Origin of the sequence: Kitasatospora sp. NPDC017646 (assembly GCF_044329365.1) — a bacterium.
In the GTDB taxonomy this organism is placed as follows: Bacteria; Actinomycetota; Actinomycetes; order Streptomycetales; family Streptomycetaceae; genus Kitasatospora.
The window spans coordinates 1-16,521 of the sequence record NZ_JBIRJC010000023.1; the positions used below are offsets into that span (position 1 = coordinate 1).

The 16,521-nt window shown below is 74.0% G+C and carries 17 protein-coding genes; 3 read left to right on the forward strand and 14 right to left on the reverse strand.

The window, feature by feature from the left end:
- Positions 1 to 440: 440 nt before the first annotated feature.
- From ACH4J0_RS28980 to ACH4J0_RS29030, 11 genes are all read right to left on the reverse strand, one after another.
- Complete coding sequence (locus ACH4J0_RS28980) at positions 441 to 1,634, reverse strand: ABC transporter ATP-binding protein (RefSeq protein ID WP_396243574.1); 1,194 nt, start codon at positions 1,632 to 1,634, stop codon at positions 441 to 443.
- Positions 1,635 to 1,668: 34 nt separating this feature from the next.
- Positions 1,669 to 2,502, reverse strand: a complete 834-nt coding sequence (locus ACH4J0_RS28985) for a carbohydrate ABC transporter permease (RefSeq protein ID WP_396243575.1) — start codon at positions 2,500 to 2,502, stop codon at positions 1,669 to 1,671.
- The gene (locus ACH4J0_RS28990) at positions 2,499 to 3,431 is read right to left on the reverse strand and encodes a carbohydrate ABC transporter permease (RefSeq protein WP_396243576.1); all 933 of its coding nucleotides are present in this window, start codon (positions 3,429 to 3,431) and stop codon (positions 2,499 to 2,501) included. Before ACH4J0_RS28990 ends, ACH4J0_RS28985 begins: the two co-directional genes overlap by 4 nt.
- Positions 3,428 to 4,705 (reverse strand): ABC transporter substrate-binding protein, encoded by a 1,278-nt coding sequence (locus ACH4J0_RS28995; protein ID WP_396243577.1) that lies wholly within the window; start codon positions 4,703 to 4,705, stop codon positions 3,428 to 3,430. The genes ACH4J0_RS28990 and ACH4J0_RS28995 overlap by 4 nt, the downstream gene beginning before the upstream one ends.
- A 138-nt stretch (positions 4,706 to 4,843) precedes the next feature.
- Positions 4,844 to 5,410 carry a hypothetical protein gene (locus tag ACH4J0_RS29000; RefSeq protein WP_396243578.1) on the reverse strand — a complete coding sequence of 189 codons (567 nt, stop codon included), beginning with the start codon at positions 5,408 to 5,410 and terminating at the stop codon, positions 4,844 to 4,846.
- On the reverse strand, positions 5,407 to 6,807 hold the full coding sequence (locus ACH4J0_RS29005; protein WP_396243579.1) for a hypothetical protein: 1,401 nt from the start codon (positions 6,805 to 6,807) through the stop codon (positions 5,407 to 5,409). Before ACH4J0_RS29005 ends, ACH4J0_RS29000 begins: the two co-directional genes overlap by 4 nt.
- Positions 6,804 to 7,610: an ABC transporter ATP-binding protein gene (locus ACH4J0_RS29010; RefSeq protein WP_396243580.1), complete on the reverse strand. Its 807-nt coding sequence runs from the start codon at positions 7,608 to 7,610 to the stop codon at positions 6,804 to 6,806. The genes ACH4J0_RS29005 and ACH4J0_RS29010 overlap by 4 nt, the downstream gene beginning before the upstream one ends.
- A gap of 28 nt (positions 7,611 to 7,638) precedes the next feature.
- Entirely contained in the window at positions 7,639 to 8,439 is an 801-nt protein-coding gene (locus ACH4J0_RS29015; protein WP_396243668.1) for a zf-HC2 domain-containing protein, read from the reverse strand.
- Positions 8,440 to 8,528: 89 nt separating this feature from the next.
- A complete protein-coding gene (locus ACH4J0_RS29020; RefSeq protein WP_396243581.1) occupies positions 8,529 to 9,089 on the reverse strand; it encodes an RNA polymerase sigma factor in 561 nt (186 codons plus the stop codon).
- A gap of 280 nt (positions 9,090 to 9,369) precedes the next feature.
- The gene (locus tag ACH4J0_RS29025; RefSeq protein WP_396243582.1) at positions 9,370 to 9,816 is read right to left on the reverse strand and encodes a MarR family winged helix-turn-helix transcriptional regulator; all 447 of its coding nucleotides are present in this window, start codon (positions 9,814 to 9,816) and stop codon (positions 9,370 to 9,372) included.
- Positions 9,817 to 10,054: 238 nt separating this feature from the next.
- Entirely contained in the window at positions 10,055 to 10,558 is a 504-nt protein-coding gene (locus tag ACH4J0_RS29030) for a metallophosphoesterase family protein (protein ID WP_396243583.1), read from the reverse strand.
- 342 nt (positions 10,559 to 10,900) lie between these two features.
- On the opposite strand from ACH4J0_RS29030, the gene ACH4J0_RS29035 reads away from it, so the two are divergent.
- Positions 10,901 to 11,539 carry an RNA polymerase sigma factor gene (locus ACH4J0_RS29035; RefSeq protein WP_396243584.1) on the forward strand — a complete coding sequence of 213 codons (639 nt, stop codon included), beginning with the start codon at positions 10,901 to 10,903 and terminating at the stop codon, positions 11,537 to 11,539.
- Complete coding sequence (locus tag ACH4J0_RS29040; protein ID WP_396243585.1) at positions 11,536 to 12,582, forward strand: CU044_5270 family protein; 1,047 nt, start codon at positions 11,536 to 11,538, stop codon at positions 12,580 to 12,582. The genes ACH4J0_RS29035 and ACH4J0_RS29040 overlap by 4 nt, the downstream gene beginning before the upstream one ends.
- Before the next feature lie 517 nt (positions 12,583 to 13,099).
- On the opposite strand, the gene ACH4J0_RS29045 is transcribed toward ACH4J0_RS29040, so the two are convergent.
- Both ACH4J0_RS29045 and ACH4J0_RS29050 read right to left on the reverse strand, forming a co-directional pair.
- A complete protein-coding gene (locus tag ACH4J0_RS29045; RefSeq protein ID WP_396243586.1) occupies positions 13,100 to 13,330 on the reverse strand; it encodes a tautomerase family protein in 231 nt (76 codons plus the stop codon).
- Between the two features lie 128 nt (positions 13,331 to 13,458).
- A complete protein-coding gene (locus ACH4J0_RS29050) occupies positions 13,459 to 14,241 on the reverse strand; it encodes an SDR family oxidoreductase (RefSeq protein WP_396243587.1) in 783 nt (260 codons plus the stop codon).
- 169 nt (positions 14,242 to 14,410) lie between these two features.
- On the opposite strand from ACH4J0_RS29050, the gene ACH4J0_RS29055 reads away from it, so the two are divergent.
- On the forward strand, positions 14,411 to 15,316 hold the full coding sequence (locus ACH4J0_RS29055; protein ID WP_396243588.1) for a helix-turn-helix domain-containing protein: 906 nt from the start codon (positions 14,411 to 14,413) through the stop codon (positions 15,314 to 15,316).
- A 498-nt stretch (positions 15,317 to 15,814) separates the two neighbouring features.
- Here ACH4J0_RS29055 and ACH4J0_RS29060 read toward each other — a convergent pair whose 3' ends face one another.
- Positions 15,815 to 16,075: a GlsB/YeaQ/YmgE family stress response membrane protein gene (locus ACH4J0_RS29060; protein WP_396243589.1), complete on the reverse strand. Its 261-nt coding sequence runs from the start codon at positions 16,073 to 16,075 to the stop codon at positions 15,815 to 15,817.
- Positions 16,076 to 16,521 lie beyond the last annotated feature (446 nt).

A 16,521-nucleotide genomic window follows, 5' to 3' on the forward strand; every position in this document is an offset into this window, starting at 1 on the left:
CCGCATCCGGCGGGACAGGAGCCGGTGCGACTGACGACGAATGCCAAGCTGCCAGACCGAAACCCCCGCCGCCAAGACCCCCTCGCTACGACCCCCCGTCGTAGCCGACAAGGCCGGCACCGATCCGACGGCGGGGCGCCACCGCGAAGGCGCGATTCCCGGTAACCCCCGCGGACCTGCACAAACGCCTCACGATCACGAGCCAGGCAGCCTCAAAACGGTGCAAAACGGACATCACTATCCGCCGTCGTGCTACGCATTCGCATGTGAGGGCACTCACCCCACAGACCCCGGCGACCTCACCGACCGACCCACCGGCCACCACGCCGAGTCACCACACCGCGGGCGCCATCGAGACCGCCGTCACACCCCGTCCCGGATCGCGGGAGGCTCTGGACCAGTGCCCGGGCGCCGCACGAGGCCGAGCGAGCCGGGCCGCGCTACCTCGCCGGGTGTTCCGGGTGCGTCAGGTTGGCCCCGCTGCGGGGGTCGAAGAGATGGATCCGGGCCGTGTCGACCCGGAGCTCCAGCGGGGCGCCCTCGGTTGCGCGGGTGGCGGTGTCGAGCCGGGCCACGACGCGCTGCTCCCGCATGCCCGTGTCGGCCCGGCCCGAGTCGGCGGCGAGTTCCGCGAGCTCGGGCAGTCCCGCCGTCGGCGCCGGTCCGCCCTCCTGTCTGAAGTGGACGTAGACGTCCGAGCCGACGGACTCCCGGACATCGACGGTGACGGTGACGGTGACCCCGCCGCCGTGCTCGGCCAGGGACGCGTCCTCGAAGTCCTCGGGGCGGATGCCGACGATCAGCTCGCGCGGGGCGGCCGCCCGTTCCAGGGCCCGCCGGGTGCGGTCGTCCAGCGGCAGCACGCCCAGCGAGGTACGCAGCGCGTCCTGCTCCAGTGCGGCGCCGAGGAAGTTCATGGCGGGCGAGCCGATGAACCCGGCGACGAAGAGGTTCACCGGTTCGTCGTACAGGTGCTGCGGCGAGCCGACCTGCTGGACGACGCCCGCCCTCATGACGACCACCCGGTCACCGAGCGTCATCGCCTCGACCTGGTCGTGGGTGACGTAGACGGTGGTGGTGCCCAGGCGGCGCTGGAGGGCGGCGATCTGGGTGCGCATCTGGACCCGGAGCCTGGCGTCGAGGTTGGAGAGCGGCTCGTCCATCAGGAAGGCCTTGGGCTCGCGGACGATCGCCCGGCCCATCGCGACGCGCTGGCGCTGCCCGCCGGAGAGGTTGGCGGGTTTGCGGTCGAGGTGCTGGGTCAGGTCCAGGACGCGGGCGGCCTCCTCGACCTTGGCGGCGATGGTCGCCTTGTCCGTCCTGGCCAGGCGCAGCGCGAAGCCCATGTTGTCGCGCACGCTCATGTGCGGGTAGAGGGCGTAGCTCTGGAAGACCATCGCGATGTCGCGATCCTTGGGCGCGCGGTCGTTGACGACCTGCCCGGCGATGCGCAGGGTTCCGTCCGTGATGTCCTCCAGACCGGCGATCATGTTGAGCGTGGTGGACTTGCCGCAGCCGGACGGGCCCACCAGGATCACGAACTCGCCGTCGGCGATGGTGAGGTTGACGTCGCGCACGGCGAGGGCGCCGTCGGGGTAGCGCTTGGTGATGCCGTCGAGGACGATCTCGGCCACGGTCCGCCTTCCTGGTCCGCCGGGTGGGGCGGTCTCATCCTTTGACTGCGCCGGCGGTGAGGCCGGCGACGATGCGGCGCTGGAACAGCAGTACGAAGACCACGATCGGGATCGTGATGATCACGGCGGCGGCCGCGATCGAGCCGGTCGGCTGCTCGAACTGGGAGCTGCCGGTGAAGAAGGCGATGGCGGCCGGTACGGTCCGGGCGGCGGTCGTGGAGGTCAGCGAGATGGCGAACAGGAAGTCGTTCCAGCAGAAGATGAAGACCAGGATGGCGGTGGTGAGCACGCCCGGTGCCGCCAGCGGTGCGATGACCAGCCGGAACGCCTGCCAGGGCGTGGCTCCGTCGACCTTGGCCGCCTTCTCCAGGTCCCAGGGGATCTCGCGGAAGAAGGCCGAGAGCGTGTAGATCGCCAGCGGGAGCGAGAAGGTCATGTACGGGATGATCAGCCCGGCCCAGGTGTCGAAGAGGCCGAGCACCCGCTCGATGTTGAACAGGGGGGAGACCAGCGAGATCGGCGGGAACATCGCGATCAGCAGGGAGATCCCGATCAGCAGCCGTTTGCCGGGGAAGCGCAGCCGGGCGACCGCGTAGGCCGCCATCGTGCCCAGCACGACGGCGACGGTGGTGGCGATCACCGCGATCCCGATCGAGTTCACCAGGGCCCGGGTGAACTCCGAGGTCTCGAAGATGCCGCGGTAGTTGGCCCAGGTCCACCTGCGCGGCACGAAGTTGCCGTCGGTGAGGGTGGCCGGGTCCTTGAAGGAGAGCGCCACGATCCACCACACCGGGAAGAGCGCGTAGAGGACGACCGCCAGATCGGCGATCGCCCAGCCGGTCAGGGTCCGGGTCCGGCGGGCGCTCATCGGTGCTCCGGTTCGGTGCCCGGCGCGGCCGTGCCGAACAGCTTGACGAAGACCAGGGCGATGAGCGCCACGCAGACGAAGATCAGGACGGAGATCGCCGAGCCGATGCCGAGGTTGAGCGCGGTGAAGAGGTTGTCGTAGCCGAGGATCGAGACCGAGCCGGTGCCGTTGGAGCCGCCGGTCAGCACGTAGACGTTGTCGAAGATCCGGAAGGCGTCCAGGGTGCGGAAGAGCAGGGCGACCAGGATCGCCGGTTTCATCAGTGGCAGGATCACCAGGCGCAGCCGCTGTGCGGGGGTCGCGCCGTCCACCATCGACGCACGGACGGTCTCCTCGGGCACCAGCGCGAGGCCCGCGAGCAGGAGCAGGGCCATGAACGGGGTGGTCTTCCACACCTCCGCGAGGACGATCAGACCGATGGCGGGCCACTGCTCGGTCAGCGGGGCGCTGCCCCCGGGCAGCAGGGCGGCCAGGTAGCCGGTGCCCGGTGTCCAGGCGTACTGCCAGGAGTAGGCCGCGACCACGGTCACGATCCCGTACGGCACCAGGACCGCGGTGCGCACGGTGCCGCGGCCGGCGAGGGCGCGGTGCATCACCAGGGCCAGGGCGAGTCCGAGGGCCATCTCGACGGCCACCGACACGACGGTGACCAGCACGGTGACGCCGAGCGCCTGCCACCAGAGGGGGGAGCTCAGCACCGCGCCGTAGTTGGCGAGTCCGACCCAGTGCGCCTGGCCGGGGAACCGCAGGTCGTAGCGGTGCAACGAGAGGTAGACGGCGTAGCCGATCGGGTAGGCGGTGACCGCGAGCATGACGACGACCGCGGGCGCGCAGAGCAGCAGGCCGAGCCTGCGTTCCTCGCGGGCGCCCCGGGAGCGTCCGGCCGGTCTCCGGAGGGAGGCGTCGTGGGTGGGGGTGAGTGGTGTCACGGGATCAGCCCCTTCGAGCCGAGGGCGTCCTGGATCTGCCCGTGGAGGTCGGCCACGTCGTTCTCCGGGCGGATGCCGGCGGGCGGGGAGAGGGTGTGGGAGATGGCGATGGACACGTTCTGGTAGGCGGGGGTCTGCGGCCGGACGCTCGCGGTGTCGAGGGCGGCGAGCACGTCGGCGGCGAAGGGGTAGCTCCGGGTGAGTTCCGCGGCCTGGTACAGGCTGCGCAGCGACGGTGGGAGGCCGCCCTTCAGCGCGTTGGTGAGCTGGTTGTCCCGGCTGCGCAGGCACAGGGTGGCCTCGAAGGCGAGGTCGGCGTGCCGGCTGTAGGCGCCCACCGCGAGGTCGATCCCGCCGATGGTCACGCTGGCGGGGCGGTCGGGCGTCACGGCGGGGTAGGGCGCCCAGTGGAAGTGCGGGAACAGTTCGGGCCGGTTGGCTTTCATCGACGGGTAGACGAACGGGTAGTTGAGTTCGAAGGCGGCCGTGCCGGACTCCATGGCGAGCCGGTTCTGATCCTCCATCTGGTTCGGCAGCGAGGGGTCCGCGGCCGCGGAGGTCGCCAGGTCGTGCATCACCGTGGCGGCCGCGACGGCGGCAGGCCCGAGCGAGGGTGCCTGGGCGTCGGGGGTGAGGATGGAACCGCCGGCGCTGGTGACCAGGGTGTTGAACCAGACCGTCAGTCCCTCGTACTGGGCGCCCTGGATCTCCACGTAGTGCGGTTCGCCCGCACGGGCCAGGTCCTGCGCGGCGGCCAGCATCTCGCCCCAGGTCCTGGGCGGGGTCCGGACCAGGTCGTCGCGGTACCAGAGCAGTTGGGTGTTCGAGTTGTACGGCGTCGCGTACAGCCGGCCCCGCCAGGTCGCGGTGCGTACCGCAGCGTCGAGCGTGTCGGCGGTGCCGCGGTCGCGCAGCTGCCCGGTCCACTCCCGGATCCATCCGGCCTCGGCGAACTCGGCGGGCCAGGTGACGTCCAGGCCGAGGATGTCCACGCCGGTGTCGTGGGCGGCCATCCGGCGCACCAGTTGCTGGCGTTGGCCGTCCGCACCGCGGGGCAGCTTGTTGTAGCGGATGGTGTAGCGCCCGCCGGACTGCTGCCCGCAGTGGTCGGCGGCTTGCTGGAGTGCGCCCGAATCGTCCGGGAAGTTGTACCAGTTCAGTGTGACCGGGCCGCCCGGCCCGCTGCTCCCGCAGCCGGCCAGGGTGGACGCGACCACGGCCAGCCCGGCGACGGCGCTCGCCCACCGTGATCGGAGGCTGGGGACCCTGGGCATCGTTCTCCCGTGGTGGGGCGGACCGACCCCGCCGACCCTAGTCCGCTGCCCCGGCCACGTCCCCGCGTGCCGCGCCGTCGACCAGCCGGACGGCCCAGCCTCCGGAGGTCGACGGTACGGTCCGGGTCTCCCCGCTGCTCAGCGGCGCGGCCCCGCCACGGCGTACACCAGGGTGCCGGACGCGAAGAGGGACCAGGCGACCGCGGCGGCCGTCGTCGTGTCCGGCGGAAGGACCATCCACTTCATCACCTCGCCCACCCGGCCGTCCGGGGTCGGGACGAGGAGGACGCACCCGAGCCAGGCGGTCGGCGGGGTCCAGGCGAACTGCGCGCCGAACAGCGCCGCCCCGAGCGCGGCCAGACCGACCAGGCCCGCGGCGTCCCGGACGACGACCTCGGTGGGGACGAGTTCCGCTCCCGCCGTCTGGACCGTCAGCAGCGCCACGGCGGCGACCGCACCGCTCAGGAGCACGTGCGCCGCCCTGCGGGGCACCCACCGGACCGCGGCCGTCCGCTCCAGCACCACGTCCGGCCCACCGAGCCCGACCGAAGCCGCCGCCACGTGCGCGGTGAGGACGAGGACCGCCATCCCCGAGCCGGCCGGGCCGGGCTCGACGAGGGCCCACACCGCCAGCGTGACGAGCGCTACCGCAGCGGCCGAGCCGGGCACCTGCCGTGACCGGGCGTACAGGATCAGCCACCTCATCGGCCGGCCTCCCCCGCCAGTCGCAGGAGCCGGTCGCCCGGCTCGCAGGAGAAGGCCGCGGCCCGCAGGTCGTCGATCCGGGCGCGCTGGTCGGCTGGTGGCGCCGCCATCAGCTCCTCCCAGACGGCGTCGGCGTCCGTCCAGGTCTTCCGCGCGTACGCGTCGGTGCCCTTCTCCAGCAGCGGCCGGAGCTGTGGGTCGTGCAGGGCCCAGCTCACGGCGATGCTCTGGAGCGCGATGTCTCCGCTCCCCGCGCCCTCCCAGTCGTTGTTCCCGTAGCAGTTCGGTGCCAGCCCCTGGGAGATCAGCGCACGAGTCAGTGCCTCACCCTTCGCGTCGGCGAACAGCCGTTCGTCGAAGTCGACCAGCACCACGTCCTCGGAGAGCCCGCGGGGGTCACCGAGCGCCCGCGGCCGGTTGTCCTCCCGCACCGAGTGGGGTGCCCGGTCGCCGAGGAGGCCGCGCAGCACGCTCAGCGCCTCCTCGCCGCGCCGGGCGAGCTCGTCCAGGCGGACGCGGTTCGCCCGCGTGACGCAGACCGGTCCGTCACAGACCAGGGCGGCGGCGGTGCTGTCCACGACGTAGGTGTCGCGCGGTTCGGCCGGGAGGACCGACAGAGCCAGGGCCGCGCCGACCAGGACCGGGACCACCGCGAGCAGCCGTGCCCGGCGGCCGACCGCCGCCAGCAGGGCGAAGCCGGTGCCGAGCAGGCCGAGCAGCCAGAGCGTCTGGCCCAGGTGCACCGAGCCGGACAGCGTCAGCAGCATCTCCCGCGGCTCCGCGACCGCCGGGGACAACAGGGCGAGCCGATTCGACGCATGGCTCGCCGGGACGGGGCCTTCCATGGTCGGCCTCAGCAGGAAGCCCGTCAGCAGGAGGAAGCCCACCACCAGGGCCGGCGGGGTGAGCACGTGGGGCAGGGCCCGCGCGACGCCCATGCCGAACACGGCCCCCGCGACCAGCGCCAGCGCCGCCACCAGTGCGATCGGCAGCCAGCCGGGCGGCACGTAGGCGGTCGGGCCGAGGGCCACTTGGACCCCGCCGACGAGGACCAGCAGGCCGAAGCCGGCCGCCAGCGTCGACGCGACGGCCCCGGCCGGCAGCGCCGCGCGGCGCCAGGCCGGCAGCGGTGTGGTCACCAGCAGTTCGGCCATGCGCGAGCGGGACTCGCGCAGCCCGTACACCGCGCCCACGCCCACCACGAGCGGCCACCAGAAGGCCAGCAGGTAGCGGGTCCACAGGGCCATGGAGGTCCACTGGGCCGTCCAGCCCGCAGTGCCCCTCCACCAGATCCCGTCGATCAGGAAGAAGACTGCGAGGCTCCCGACCAGGACGACGGCGCCGGCCCACGGGGCGAGCGAGCGCCTCAGTTCGATGCGCAGGACCCGTCCGTTCACCAGATGCCCCCCGGACGGCCGGAGTCGAGCAGCGCCGAGTAGCCGCGTTCCAGAGGGCTGTCGCCGGGGTGTTCGGGGCCTCCCGCAGCGGCCAGGTCCTCGGGCGTGCCCTGGAAGACGAGGCGGCCGTCGGCGAAGAGCACCACGTCGGAGCAGGCGGCGGCGACGTCCTCCACCAGGTGGGTGGAGACGACCACGCAGGTGTCCCGGCCCAGTTCCTGGAGCAGCTCGCGAAAGCGCAGCCGCTGCGCCGGGTCCAGACCGGCGGTCGGCTCGTCCAGCAGCAGCACCGCGGGGTCGTTGACGATGGCCTGGGCGATGCCGACCCGTCGCACCATGCCGCCGGACAGGGTCCGCATCCGGTGGTCGGCGCGGTCCGCGAGGCCCACCCGTTCCACGGCCCGCTGGACGGCCGCGGGGACCTCCGCCTTCGGCACCTCCTTCAGCCAGGCCATGTACTCGACGAACTCACGCACCGTGAAGCGCTTGTAGTAGCCGAAGTCCTGCGGGAGGTAGCCGAGCCGGCGCCGCAGCGCCCGGTGGTCGCCCGCACCGCCCACTGCGGTGCCGAGCAGTTCCAGTTCGCCCGCGGTGGGGCGCAGCACGGTGGCCAGCGTCCGGATCAGGGTGGTCTTGCCGGCTCCGTTGGGCCCCAGGAGGCCGTGGATTCCGGTACCGAGGGAGAGGTCGAGGCCGTCGACGGCCATCTTCTTCCGTCCGACGCGCACTCTCAGGCCGTCGGCCCGGATCTCCCAGGCGTAGGTCCTGGGTGCGGTGTCGGCCGTGCTCGTCATGGGTGTCATGCGGTCCCTTTCGGGGTCGAGGAGGGCTTCACAGCGTCGAGTACGCGTTCCTGCGGGCGATCACGGCACCGGCGCCGACGGCGAGGAGCAGCCCCCACACGGGCGCCCGGTCCGGCTGCAGGAGGAGTTCCGGGGCGAGGGGGGCGTGTCCGACGGCCCAGGCGGGGACCACCGCGAGGGCGCCCCACGCGGCCGCCAGCCCGACGGCGGCGCGGGTCACGCCGATCACGCTGCCCAGCGCCAGGGCGGTGGAGGTGAAGGCGAGGGAGGGCAGCAGCCACTGGGCGGCTGCCACGGTCCCGGTCAGCCAGCCGCCCAGCAGGAGTCCGGGCAGCACCACCAGGAGGACGGCCGTGGTGCGTCGCAGGAGCAGGGGCAGGCCGGCCCGGGGGGTCGAGGCCGTCAGTTCGTGGGCCGGGTCGAGGGCGCGCGACCACGACGCGGCGACGCCGCACAGCGGCAGCACCGGCGCGATCGGCACCAGCGCGGAGGTGCCGCCGAAGAACGCCGGCGGCGCGAGCGCGCCCAGCAGCAGCGCCGTCACGGTGACGGCGACGGTCATCGCCAGCCACGGGGTCATGACCGGTGTCAGCCCGGCCGGAACCCACCCCGGCCGGAGGCGCCGGGCGGGCGCCGGACCGACCGCGGCCAGCTGCGGTTCCAGTCCGGCCCGGACGGTGTCGAGGAGCGCGGCGACGTCGGGCGCCCGGCCGGCCACGGCGGCCGCCAGCAGGCCGCGGCACGGCGCGCAGGCCTCCAGGTGGGCTTCCAGCGCCCACACCGTGTCCGCCGCGATCGTGGTGTCACCACGTGCGTAGTCCTCGATCAGCCGCCCCGACGCGTGGTCGCCGTCGGTGTGCCCGTCCCGCGCCGTCCGACGGGCGCCGTGCCCGGCACGGCCCTTGACGATCCGCTCGCTCATGCCAGCGCCTCCCGCATCGCGATCCGGGCCCGGCGGGCACGGGTCTTCACCGTGCCCTCGGGCAGTCTGAGCAGGACGGCGGTCTCCCGGACGGAGAGGCCGTCGAGCACGGTGGCCCGCAGCACCTCACGCAGTTCGGGCGCGAGCCGCCGCAGGGCGTCGCCGACGTCGCCGCCGACGGTCCCGGCGAGCGCCTCCTCCTCGGCGGCGGGCACCACCGCTCGATCGGCGGCGGCGGCAGGGGGTTCGGCGTGGTGGGCGCGGCGGCGGAACGCGTCGACGAGGCGGCGCGCCGCGATCGTCCAGAGCCATCCGACGGCCGTCCCGCCCACCGCGCTGCCGGCGAACGCGCCCGCCGCCCGCCACACCGCCAGGTAGGTCTCCTGCATGACCTCGGCGACGATCTGCTCGTCCGCGCAGCGGCGGCGCAGCCGCACCGCCAGCCACGGCGCCGTACGCCGGTACAGCTCGTCGAACGCCCTGCGGTCACCCTTGGCCACGAGCTTGACGAGGCGTTCCTCGTCCAGCTCCTCCGGTGCTCTCCTGAGTGATCTCACACCAGCCAGACGCCCGCCCCGGCGCGCAGGTTCTCACCCGCCCGTGACCTGCGTCACACTGGCGAGCCGGTCGGCGTGCTCGTTACCGGGCGAACTCCCCCGCCGCACCCGGGCCGACGCGCGCGGCACGCGGTCGAGTCGCCGGCCTCCAGGGGGCTGCACGGTCCCTCCTTGCCCTTGGACGCGGGATGGACCGTGTTGTCCGCCATGTTGCGCCACTGCTCGGCGGCCCCCCACGGACCCGCGCCCCCGGAGCAACCCGCCCTTCCCTCCGCCGCGGTCAGGCCCGGAAGGGGCCTTCGTCGACGAACACCCGCAGCAGCCGGGCGAAGGCCCGCGCGTCCGCCGCCGGCCAGGAGGCGAGCGAGTCCTCGATACGGGCCGCCAGCCGCTCCCGGGTGGCGCGCACCACGCCCTGCCCGGCACCGGTCAGAACCAGCAGCGTCGCGCGCCGATCGCCGGGGTCGGCCTCGCGCCGCAGCAGGCCGGCCTCCTCCAGCCGGTCGGCACGGCGGGTCACGGTGGTGCGGTCGAGGCCGACCTCGCGCCCGAGGTCGGCGGCACTGCACGGACCGGTCCGCGCCAGACCGCTGAGCACCGGATAGGTGAGCTCGTCGACCGCCTCGCCCAGGCCCTCGGTCAGGTGGGCGTGGAGGCCGGCGCGCGTGCTGCGTCGCAGCAGCAGCCCCAGGGCCTCGGCGATCTCATGTCCCGTCGGATTCGTCACTCCCCAAGATTAGCGTGTGTCGAGCACGCTTTTTCTCTCCGACCTGCTCCTCACCCCCGAACGCGACCTCGACGAGGCCGCCGACCGCCGCTTCGCCCCTGCTCGAAGGCGCCGAGCACGACCGGAACATCGGCAGCGCCCGCTGACCACCCGGCCGCCCACGGCGTCTGAACCGCCCCACGGGAAGGGGCGGCCCGAGCGGGCCGCCCCTTTTCCCTGCCATCGGTGCGAGGTCGGGTCAGGAGCGCGGTGGCAGCCGGTGGAGCCGCACGTCGGTGAGGTGGCCGTCGTCCGCGCGGGCGGTCAGGTAGGTGGCGAAGGGCTGGCGGCGCCGGTCGGTCGGGGACCCGGGGTTGAGCAGCCGCAGACCGCCGGGGGCGCGGCTGTCCCAGGGAATGTGGCTGTGTCCGAAGACCAGGACGTCCGTGTCGGGGAAGCGCGACCGGCACCGCTGTTCGCGCCCCCGGGCCGGGCCGGTCTCGTGGACGACCGCGAAACGCAGCCCCGCCAGTTCGGCACGGGCCACTTCGGGCAGCCGTTCGCGCAGTTCCGGCCCGTCGTTGTTGCCGTGGACGGCGACCAGCCGCCGGGCCCGGGCCTCGAACAGGTCGAGCGTGGCGGTGTCGAGCCAGTCCCCCGCGTGGAACACCGCGTCGGCCTCGTCGAGGGCACGCAGCAGCGGGGCGGGCAGGGAGCGCGCCCGGGTGGGGACGTGGGTGTCGGAGGTGAGGAGCAGTCGCACTTTTCCGGCTCCGGTCGCGGTCAGGCGCTCAGGCGGGCAGGAGGGGGCGCAGGCCCTGGGGCAGCCTGCCCCGTGCCGGTGGCACCGCGGCGCCTACCCGGGCGCGGGGAGGTCAACCGGGCCGGTCAAGGTCCTGGGGTCCGGGGCCGACACCGGTGCCGTGCCGGGTGGCGGCGCGTGCGTCGGCTGCCGGGACGCACCGGATCGGTCCTGTACCGGCTCGGGCCGTACCGCTCCGCGCCGCGACGAGAATCGACGCACGCCGGGCTGGGCGGCCCGCCGGTCACACGCACGTGACGTGACTCACACGGAACTCCGCGCGGCCGGCGGACAGGGGAGGACATGGAACTGTCACAACGGGCGCGCCTGCGCGCCGGGGACCAGGACGCGTTGGGCGAGGTCTTCGACGCGCACGCCCAGGCCGTGTACGCCTACGCGCTGCGCACCCTGGGGGACTGGGCGGCCGCCGAGGACGTGGTGTCACTGACCTTCCTGGAGGCCTGGCGCCTGCGCGCCAAACTGCACGAGGGCGACGACGAACTGCGCCCCTGGGTCTTCGGGATCGCCACCAACGTGCTGCGCAACACCGCGCGGGCCACCCGGCGCCACCGGGCGGCGATGGCGCGCCTGGCCGAGCGCGAGGCCGTACCGGACTTCGCCGAAGAACTGGTCTCCCGGATCGACGACGGCGCCCAACTGGCCGCCGCGCGCCGCGCACTGCCCGCGCTGCGCCGCTCCGAACGCGAGGTGTTCCGGCTCTGCGTGTGGGTGGGGCTCGACTACGCGTCGGCGGCCGAGGCGCTCGGCGTCCCGGTGGGCACCGTGCGCTCGCGCCTGTCCCGGGCACGGGCCCGGCTGCGCACGCTCGCCGACAACGAGCTGCACGAGCCGTCGGAACGCCGGGAACCGGATCCCACCACCGGACAGGTACGGGGTGGCGGCTTCGAAGCCGCCCGGTCGTTGCAGGAGGAGACCCGATGAACAACCCGCCCGAAATGCTCCCCGCCGACCGCCAACGGTTCCTGAAGGAGCACCTGATGAGTGAGATCGCCGCCGAGAGGGACGCACCGCGCCCGCGGCGCAGGCTGGTGTGGCTGATCGCCTCCCCGCTGGCGGTCGGCGCGCTGGCGGCCGTCACCGTGGTGGCCGTCCCGGACCGCGACCACGGCGGCGCCGCCCCGGCTGGGGCGGCCCCGTCGGCCTCGTCCACCCCGTCCGCGTCACCCACCCCGTCCGCCACCCCACTGCCCGGGCCGACCGACCCCGCGGGCATGCTCGCCCGCGCCGCGAAGGCCGCCGCGAGCAGCCCCGACCCCGGAGCCAGGGCCACCCAGTTCGTCTACCGGCGGGAGATCCAGGACGGCGCCCGCGAGACCAAACACGAACGCAAGTCGTGGTTCCCGGTCGATGGCAGGTCCGGCGGCCTGATCCTGGACCCGACGATGGGCAATGGACGCAACCCGTGGCCCGCCAAGCTGGCGGACTCCCCCGGTGCCCCGCGAACGGCGAGCTTCGACGCCCCCACCTACGAATTCGTCGCCTCCCTGCCCACCGACCCGCAGCAGCTCCTGCAGCGACTGCTCTCCTTCGACCGCGCCAAGCGGGTGTCGGGGACGCTGATGACGCCGAAGCTGTACAACCAGTTCGCCTTCGACGACGTCCAGATGATCTTCCAGAACATCGCGGCGCCGCCCGCCGTCGCGGGAGCGCTCATGGAGGCGGCCGCGAAGATCCCGGGCACGAGCGTGGTCGCCGACGAGGCGGACGCCGCGGGCCGGCACGGCGTCGCGGTGGTCGGCACCAACGGCACCATGCGCGTGGCCCTGGTCTTCGACAGGACCACCGGCGCCTTCCTCGGCGTGCGCGAGGTCCTCCTCTCCGACCTCCCGCCCGCCGGCCCCGACGGCCTCCCGCCCACGGGCGACCCGTCCCCGGGCGCCGGCAACGGCAAGGGCTACGACTACGCCTCGGCCATCCTCACCTCGACCATCGTCGACGGGCTGGAGGCCGAAGCCACCAACTGACCCGAACCGCGGGCGGCAAGAGCCCGCCGACGACGTCCCGTACCGCCCGCCCGAGCGGCGGGGCCCGGAGGCAGCCACGGGGGTGCTGCCTCCGAGAGCGAGGCCTGTCGGACCTGACGGGTCCGACAGGCCTCGCCGCTGCCGTCGGCGCCGGGCGCCCGGACGCCGTCGTGGCGCAGGCGGACGGCAGCGCGGCCCCAGGGGGCGTGTGGCACTCCCCCGCACCCTCGCGGGAACGGGGATCGATGCGCCGAGCAGGACGGCTGCGCCGGTGGCGGTGGCGATCAGGGACGTGCGGACCACGAGGAACCTCCTCATCCGGCGACGCGGTCGCCCGCCGATCCTGGCGCGCGCCCGTCCCGGGCGGTAGCGGGCGCGCGGGGACACCCAGGGGCGCGCAGCTCGTCACGTGCCGGCCGCGCTGCGCGCCACCGCCCGGTCCGCCACCACTCGGTCGACGGCGGCGGCCCTCGGTTCCACGGTGATGTCCCGGCCGGATGACGGCCGGTGGGTGCGGTCAGGCCTCGCCGGAGTCGGCCGGCGCCGCCCCGCCGAGCACGGCGAGGGTCAGCACGTTGCCGGAGATGCCCCAGCCGCCGTCGGCGACCTCTTCGACCAGAACCATGGTGGTGTGACGGGCGCGCTCGCCGTAGATCTCGACGTACAGCTCGGTGGTGCGGGTGACGATCTCCTCCTTCTGCTTCGGGGTGAGGGTCTTCTCGGGGACCTTGAAGTTCGCGAAAGGCATGGCCGGTTGTTCCTTCTCTCACTCAGTGGGGTGTCACGGGGAACTGCCTGCGGTGGGCAGGCGGTCCGGTCCGGTGCGGCGCAGAAGTCGGCGGGGGGGGGGGGACCGGTGGGGTGGCCGCGGGCGGTTCAGACGATTCCGCCGTTGGCGCGGACGACCTGCCCGTTGATCCAGTGGCCGGCCGGGGAGGCCAGGAACGCGACGACCTCGGCGATGTCGGCCGGGGTACCGAGGCGCTCCAGCGGGGACTGGACTGCCAGGCGGGCGATGGTCTCCTCGTCCTTGCCGTCCAGGAACAGATCGGTGGCCGTGGGCCCGGGCGCGACGGTGTTGGCGGTGACGTCCCGGCCCCGCAGCTCCCGGGCCAGGATCAGCGTCAGCGCCTCGACCGCGCCCTTGCCGGCGGCGTACGCGCCGTAGCCCGGGAACGCCAGCCCCACCACGGACGTGGAGAACGTCACGACCGCGCCGCCGGGGCGCACACGACGCGCGGCCTGCTGGACGACGACGAACGTGCCGCGGACGTTGGTGCGGTGCAGGTCGTCCAGGACGGCCAGGTCCAGCTCGGCAATCGACGCCAGGTGCATCCGCCCGGCCGCGTGCACGACGACGTCGACACCGCCGAACTCCGCCTCGGCCGCGTCGAACAGGGCCGCGACCGCGTGTTCGTCGGCGACGTCGGCGCGTACCGCGATCGCCCGGCCGCCGACGGCGGCGGCCTCCTTCACGGCCGCTTCGGCCTCCTCCCGGCTGCCGGCGTAGCCGACCACGACGGCGTACCCGTCGGCGGCCAGCCGAACGACGGTCCGGCGGCCGATGCCGCGCGAGCCACCGGTGACGATCGCGACGCGGGGCGAGGCGGAGGGCCGGGCCGGGGCAGGGGTTGCGACGGGGGACGGGGCGACGGGCATGACGGACTCCTGTGGTGGATGCGGGTCGGGCTACGGCCTCGCCGTCGCCCTGCTGCGTCCTCCACGATCGGCCGGTCCCGCCACCCCAGCCAGGGCTGCGTCCACCCGGGGGATGCCACCCCCTGGCTACGCTCTGGCTACGCTCCGGCCCGCGAGCGATCATGGAGGGGTGAACCTTCCAGAACTCGGCGCCTTCCTCAGGACACGCCGCGACCGCATCCGCCCCGCCGAGGTCGGCCTCCCCCAGGGCCCGCGCCGGCGCGTCCCCGGGCTGCGCCGCGAGGAGGTCGCCCAGCTGGCAGGGCTGTCAGCCGACTACTACACCGAGCTGGAACGCGGCAGCGCGAAGAACGGCGTGCAGCCCTCGACCCAGACCCTGGCTGCGCTCGCCCGAGCCCTGCGCCTGAACGGCGACGAGCGCGACCACCTGTTCCACCTGGCCGAACGGCCGGTCCCGCCGACAGCACACGGTCCGTCGGCGCACGTGCAGCCGGCGCTCCTCGGGCTCCTGGACCGGCTGTCCAACACCCCCGCGCGCGTCATCACCGACCTGCACGAAACCCTGGTGGAGAACGACCTGGCGCTGGCCCTGCTCGGCAGGTCCCCGGCACACCGCGGCCCGGCGGCGAGCTTCGTGTACCGCTGGTTCACCGACCCGCGGGCGCGCGAGATCTACCCACCCGAGGACCACCCGCACCACTCCCGGGTGTTCGCGGCCGACCTCCAGGCAGCGGCCGCCCGGCGCGGCCGGGACGCGGAGGTCACGAAGATGGTCGCCGTGCTGCGCCGCCGCAGCCCGGAGTTCGCGGCGCTCTGGGACACCCACGACGTCGCGGTGCGCCGCACGGACCACAAGAGGATCGTCCACCCCGTGCTCGGTGTCATCGAACTCGACTGCTACAACCTCCTCAGCGAGGACGGCCGCCAGCGCCTGCTGTGGTTCACCGCTCCGCCCGGAAGCCGGGGAGCCGAGCAGCTGGAACTGTTGTCCGTCCTGGGGACCCAGGAGCTGGGCGCCACGGAGGGCATCGCACCGGAGAGCCTGTCCGCAGCGGAATCCGGATCGCAGCGCTGACCGCGCCGCAGCCGGACTGCCGCCTTCGGGGCAGGGCCTGACGGCGCCTCGCCTCGTGCTCCGACTCGCCACGGCGCTCCGCCCGTTGGCGCTTCCAGGGCGGCACCGGAGCTGACCGGGGCGCGGCCGCCGACCAGCGGGTCGGCCGGCCCGCCCGTGGCGGTCAGCCGCTGGAGTCGGCCCGCAGGCGCACCTGCTCCTCCAGGCGGGCCAGGCTTTCCTCCAGCAGCTGCTCGACCTCCTCGCGCGGCGGGGCCGAACGCGCGTCGAAGAGCCTGGTCGAAGACCAGTTCCGGCAGGGCCGGCATGGTTCGGGTGCGCTCGTACTCGGTCATCGGCCACTCCTCGGATCCTGTCCGCACCGGCAACGGGCCGGGCGGCCCGCTGCCCACCCTCGGCCCCGCCCGGCGATTCCGCGACCAGGGAGCCGCCGGCGCACCCGGGGCACCGACCGGCGGAGCCCGTGCGAGCGGTACGGCGTCCGCGACCTGCGGCGGCTCAGCGCCGCCGTCCCGCGTAGGCGGGAGACACCAGCGCGATCAGCACCGCCGCCACGCCGACCTGCAGCAGGTGCCGGATCCAGTCGATCCCGCCGGTGTGCCGCACCCCGAGGTACGAGGCCGCGGCGTTGCCGAGCACCGCTCCGGCCGCGCCGACGAGGATGGTCAGCCACAGCGGCACCGGCTGACGGCCGGGCAGGACGAGTTTCGCCAGCAGGCCTACCACCAGACCGGCGACCAGTGCCCACAGAAGCGTCATGGTCTTCTCCTCCCGTTCGCTCTCCACCTTCCGCAACGCCCGTCGTGTGCCCCGGCGTTGGGCGTTCATGCCCGGCACCGCGGGGCCCGGCCGGCGAGCGCGGGCCGCAGGTTTGGCCGGCCGGTTCGGGGTGAGACGAGAAGGGGGTCGGCAGGAAACGGCCCGGACGGCTCCACCCCCTCCCCTCGGTGCCGCCGTCCGGGCCGCCGCCGACGGTTCAGAGCCCGGCCACCGTGACGACCACACACCGGCGGCCGGGCGCGAGGGGTGTCCGCCACCGCGTGGGGGTGTAGTGCTGGGCGATGGCCGGAACGTCCCTGGGGTCCAGGGTGCGCCCCGACGCGAGGAACCGTTCCAGCAGATGTTCGACGGGGCTGAGCGGCGGGGTCGGGTCGGCCGTTCCTCCAGGGGACGCGATGTCCCTTCCGGCCGCTACCCAGTGGGTC

Coding starts and splice junctions, on each gene's coding strand:
- ACH4J0_RS28985 (WP_396243575.1), bottom strand. CDS start 2,502: ATGAGCGCCCGCCGGACCCGGACCCTGACCGGCTGGGCGATCGCCGAT.
- ACH4J0_RS28995 (WP_396243577.1), bottom strand. CDS start 4,705: ATGCCCAGGGTCCCCAGCCTCCGATCACGGTGGGCGAGCGCCGTCGCC.
- ACH4J0_RS29000 (WP_396243578.1), bottom strand. CDS start 5,410: ATGAGGTGGCTGATCCTGTACGCCCGGTCACGGCAGGTGCCCGGCTCG.
- ACH4J0_RS29010 (WP_396243580.1), bottom strand. CDS start 7,610: ATGACACCCATGACGAGCACGGCCGACACCGCACCCAGGACCTACGCC.
- ACH4J0_RS29035 (WP_396243584.1), top strand. CDS start 10,901: ATGGAACTGTCACAACGGGCGCGCCTGCGCGCCGGGGACCAGGACGCG.
- ACH4J0_RS29040 (WP_396243585.1), top strand. CDS start 11,536: ATGAACAACCCGCCCGAAATGCTCCCCGCCGACCGCCAACGGTTCCTG.
- ACH4J0_RS29045 (WP_396243586.1), bottom strand. CDS start 13,330: ATGCCTTTCGCGAACTTCAAGGTCCCCGAGAAGACCCTCACCCCGAAG.
- ACH4J0_RS29050 (WP_396243587.1), bottom strand. CDS start 14,241: ATGCCCGTCGCCCCGTCCCCCGTCGCAACCCCTGCCCCGGCCCGGCCC.
- ACH4J0_RS29060 (WP_396243589.1), bottom strand. CDS start 16,075: ATGACGCTTCTGTGGGCACTGGTCGCCGGTCTGGTGGTAGGCCTGCTG.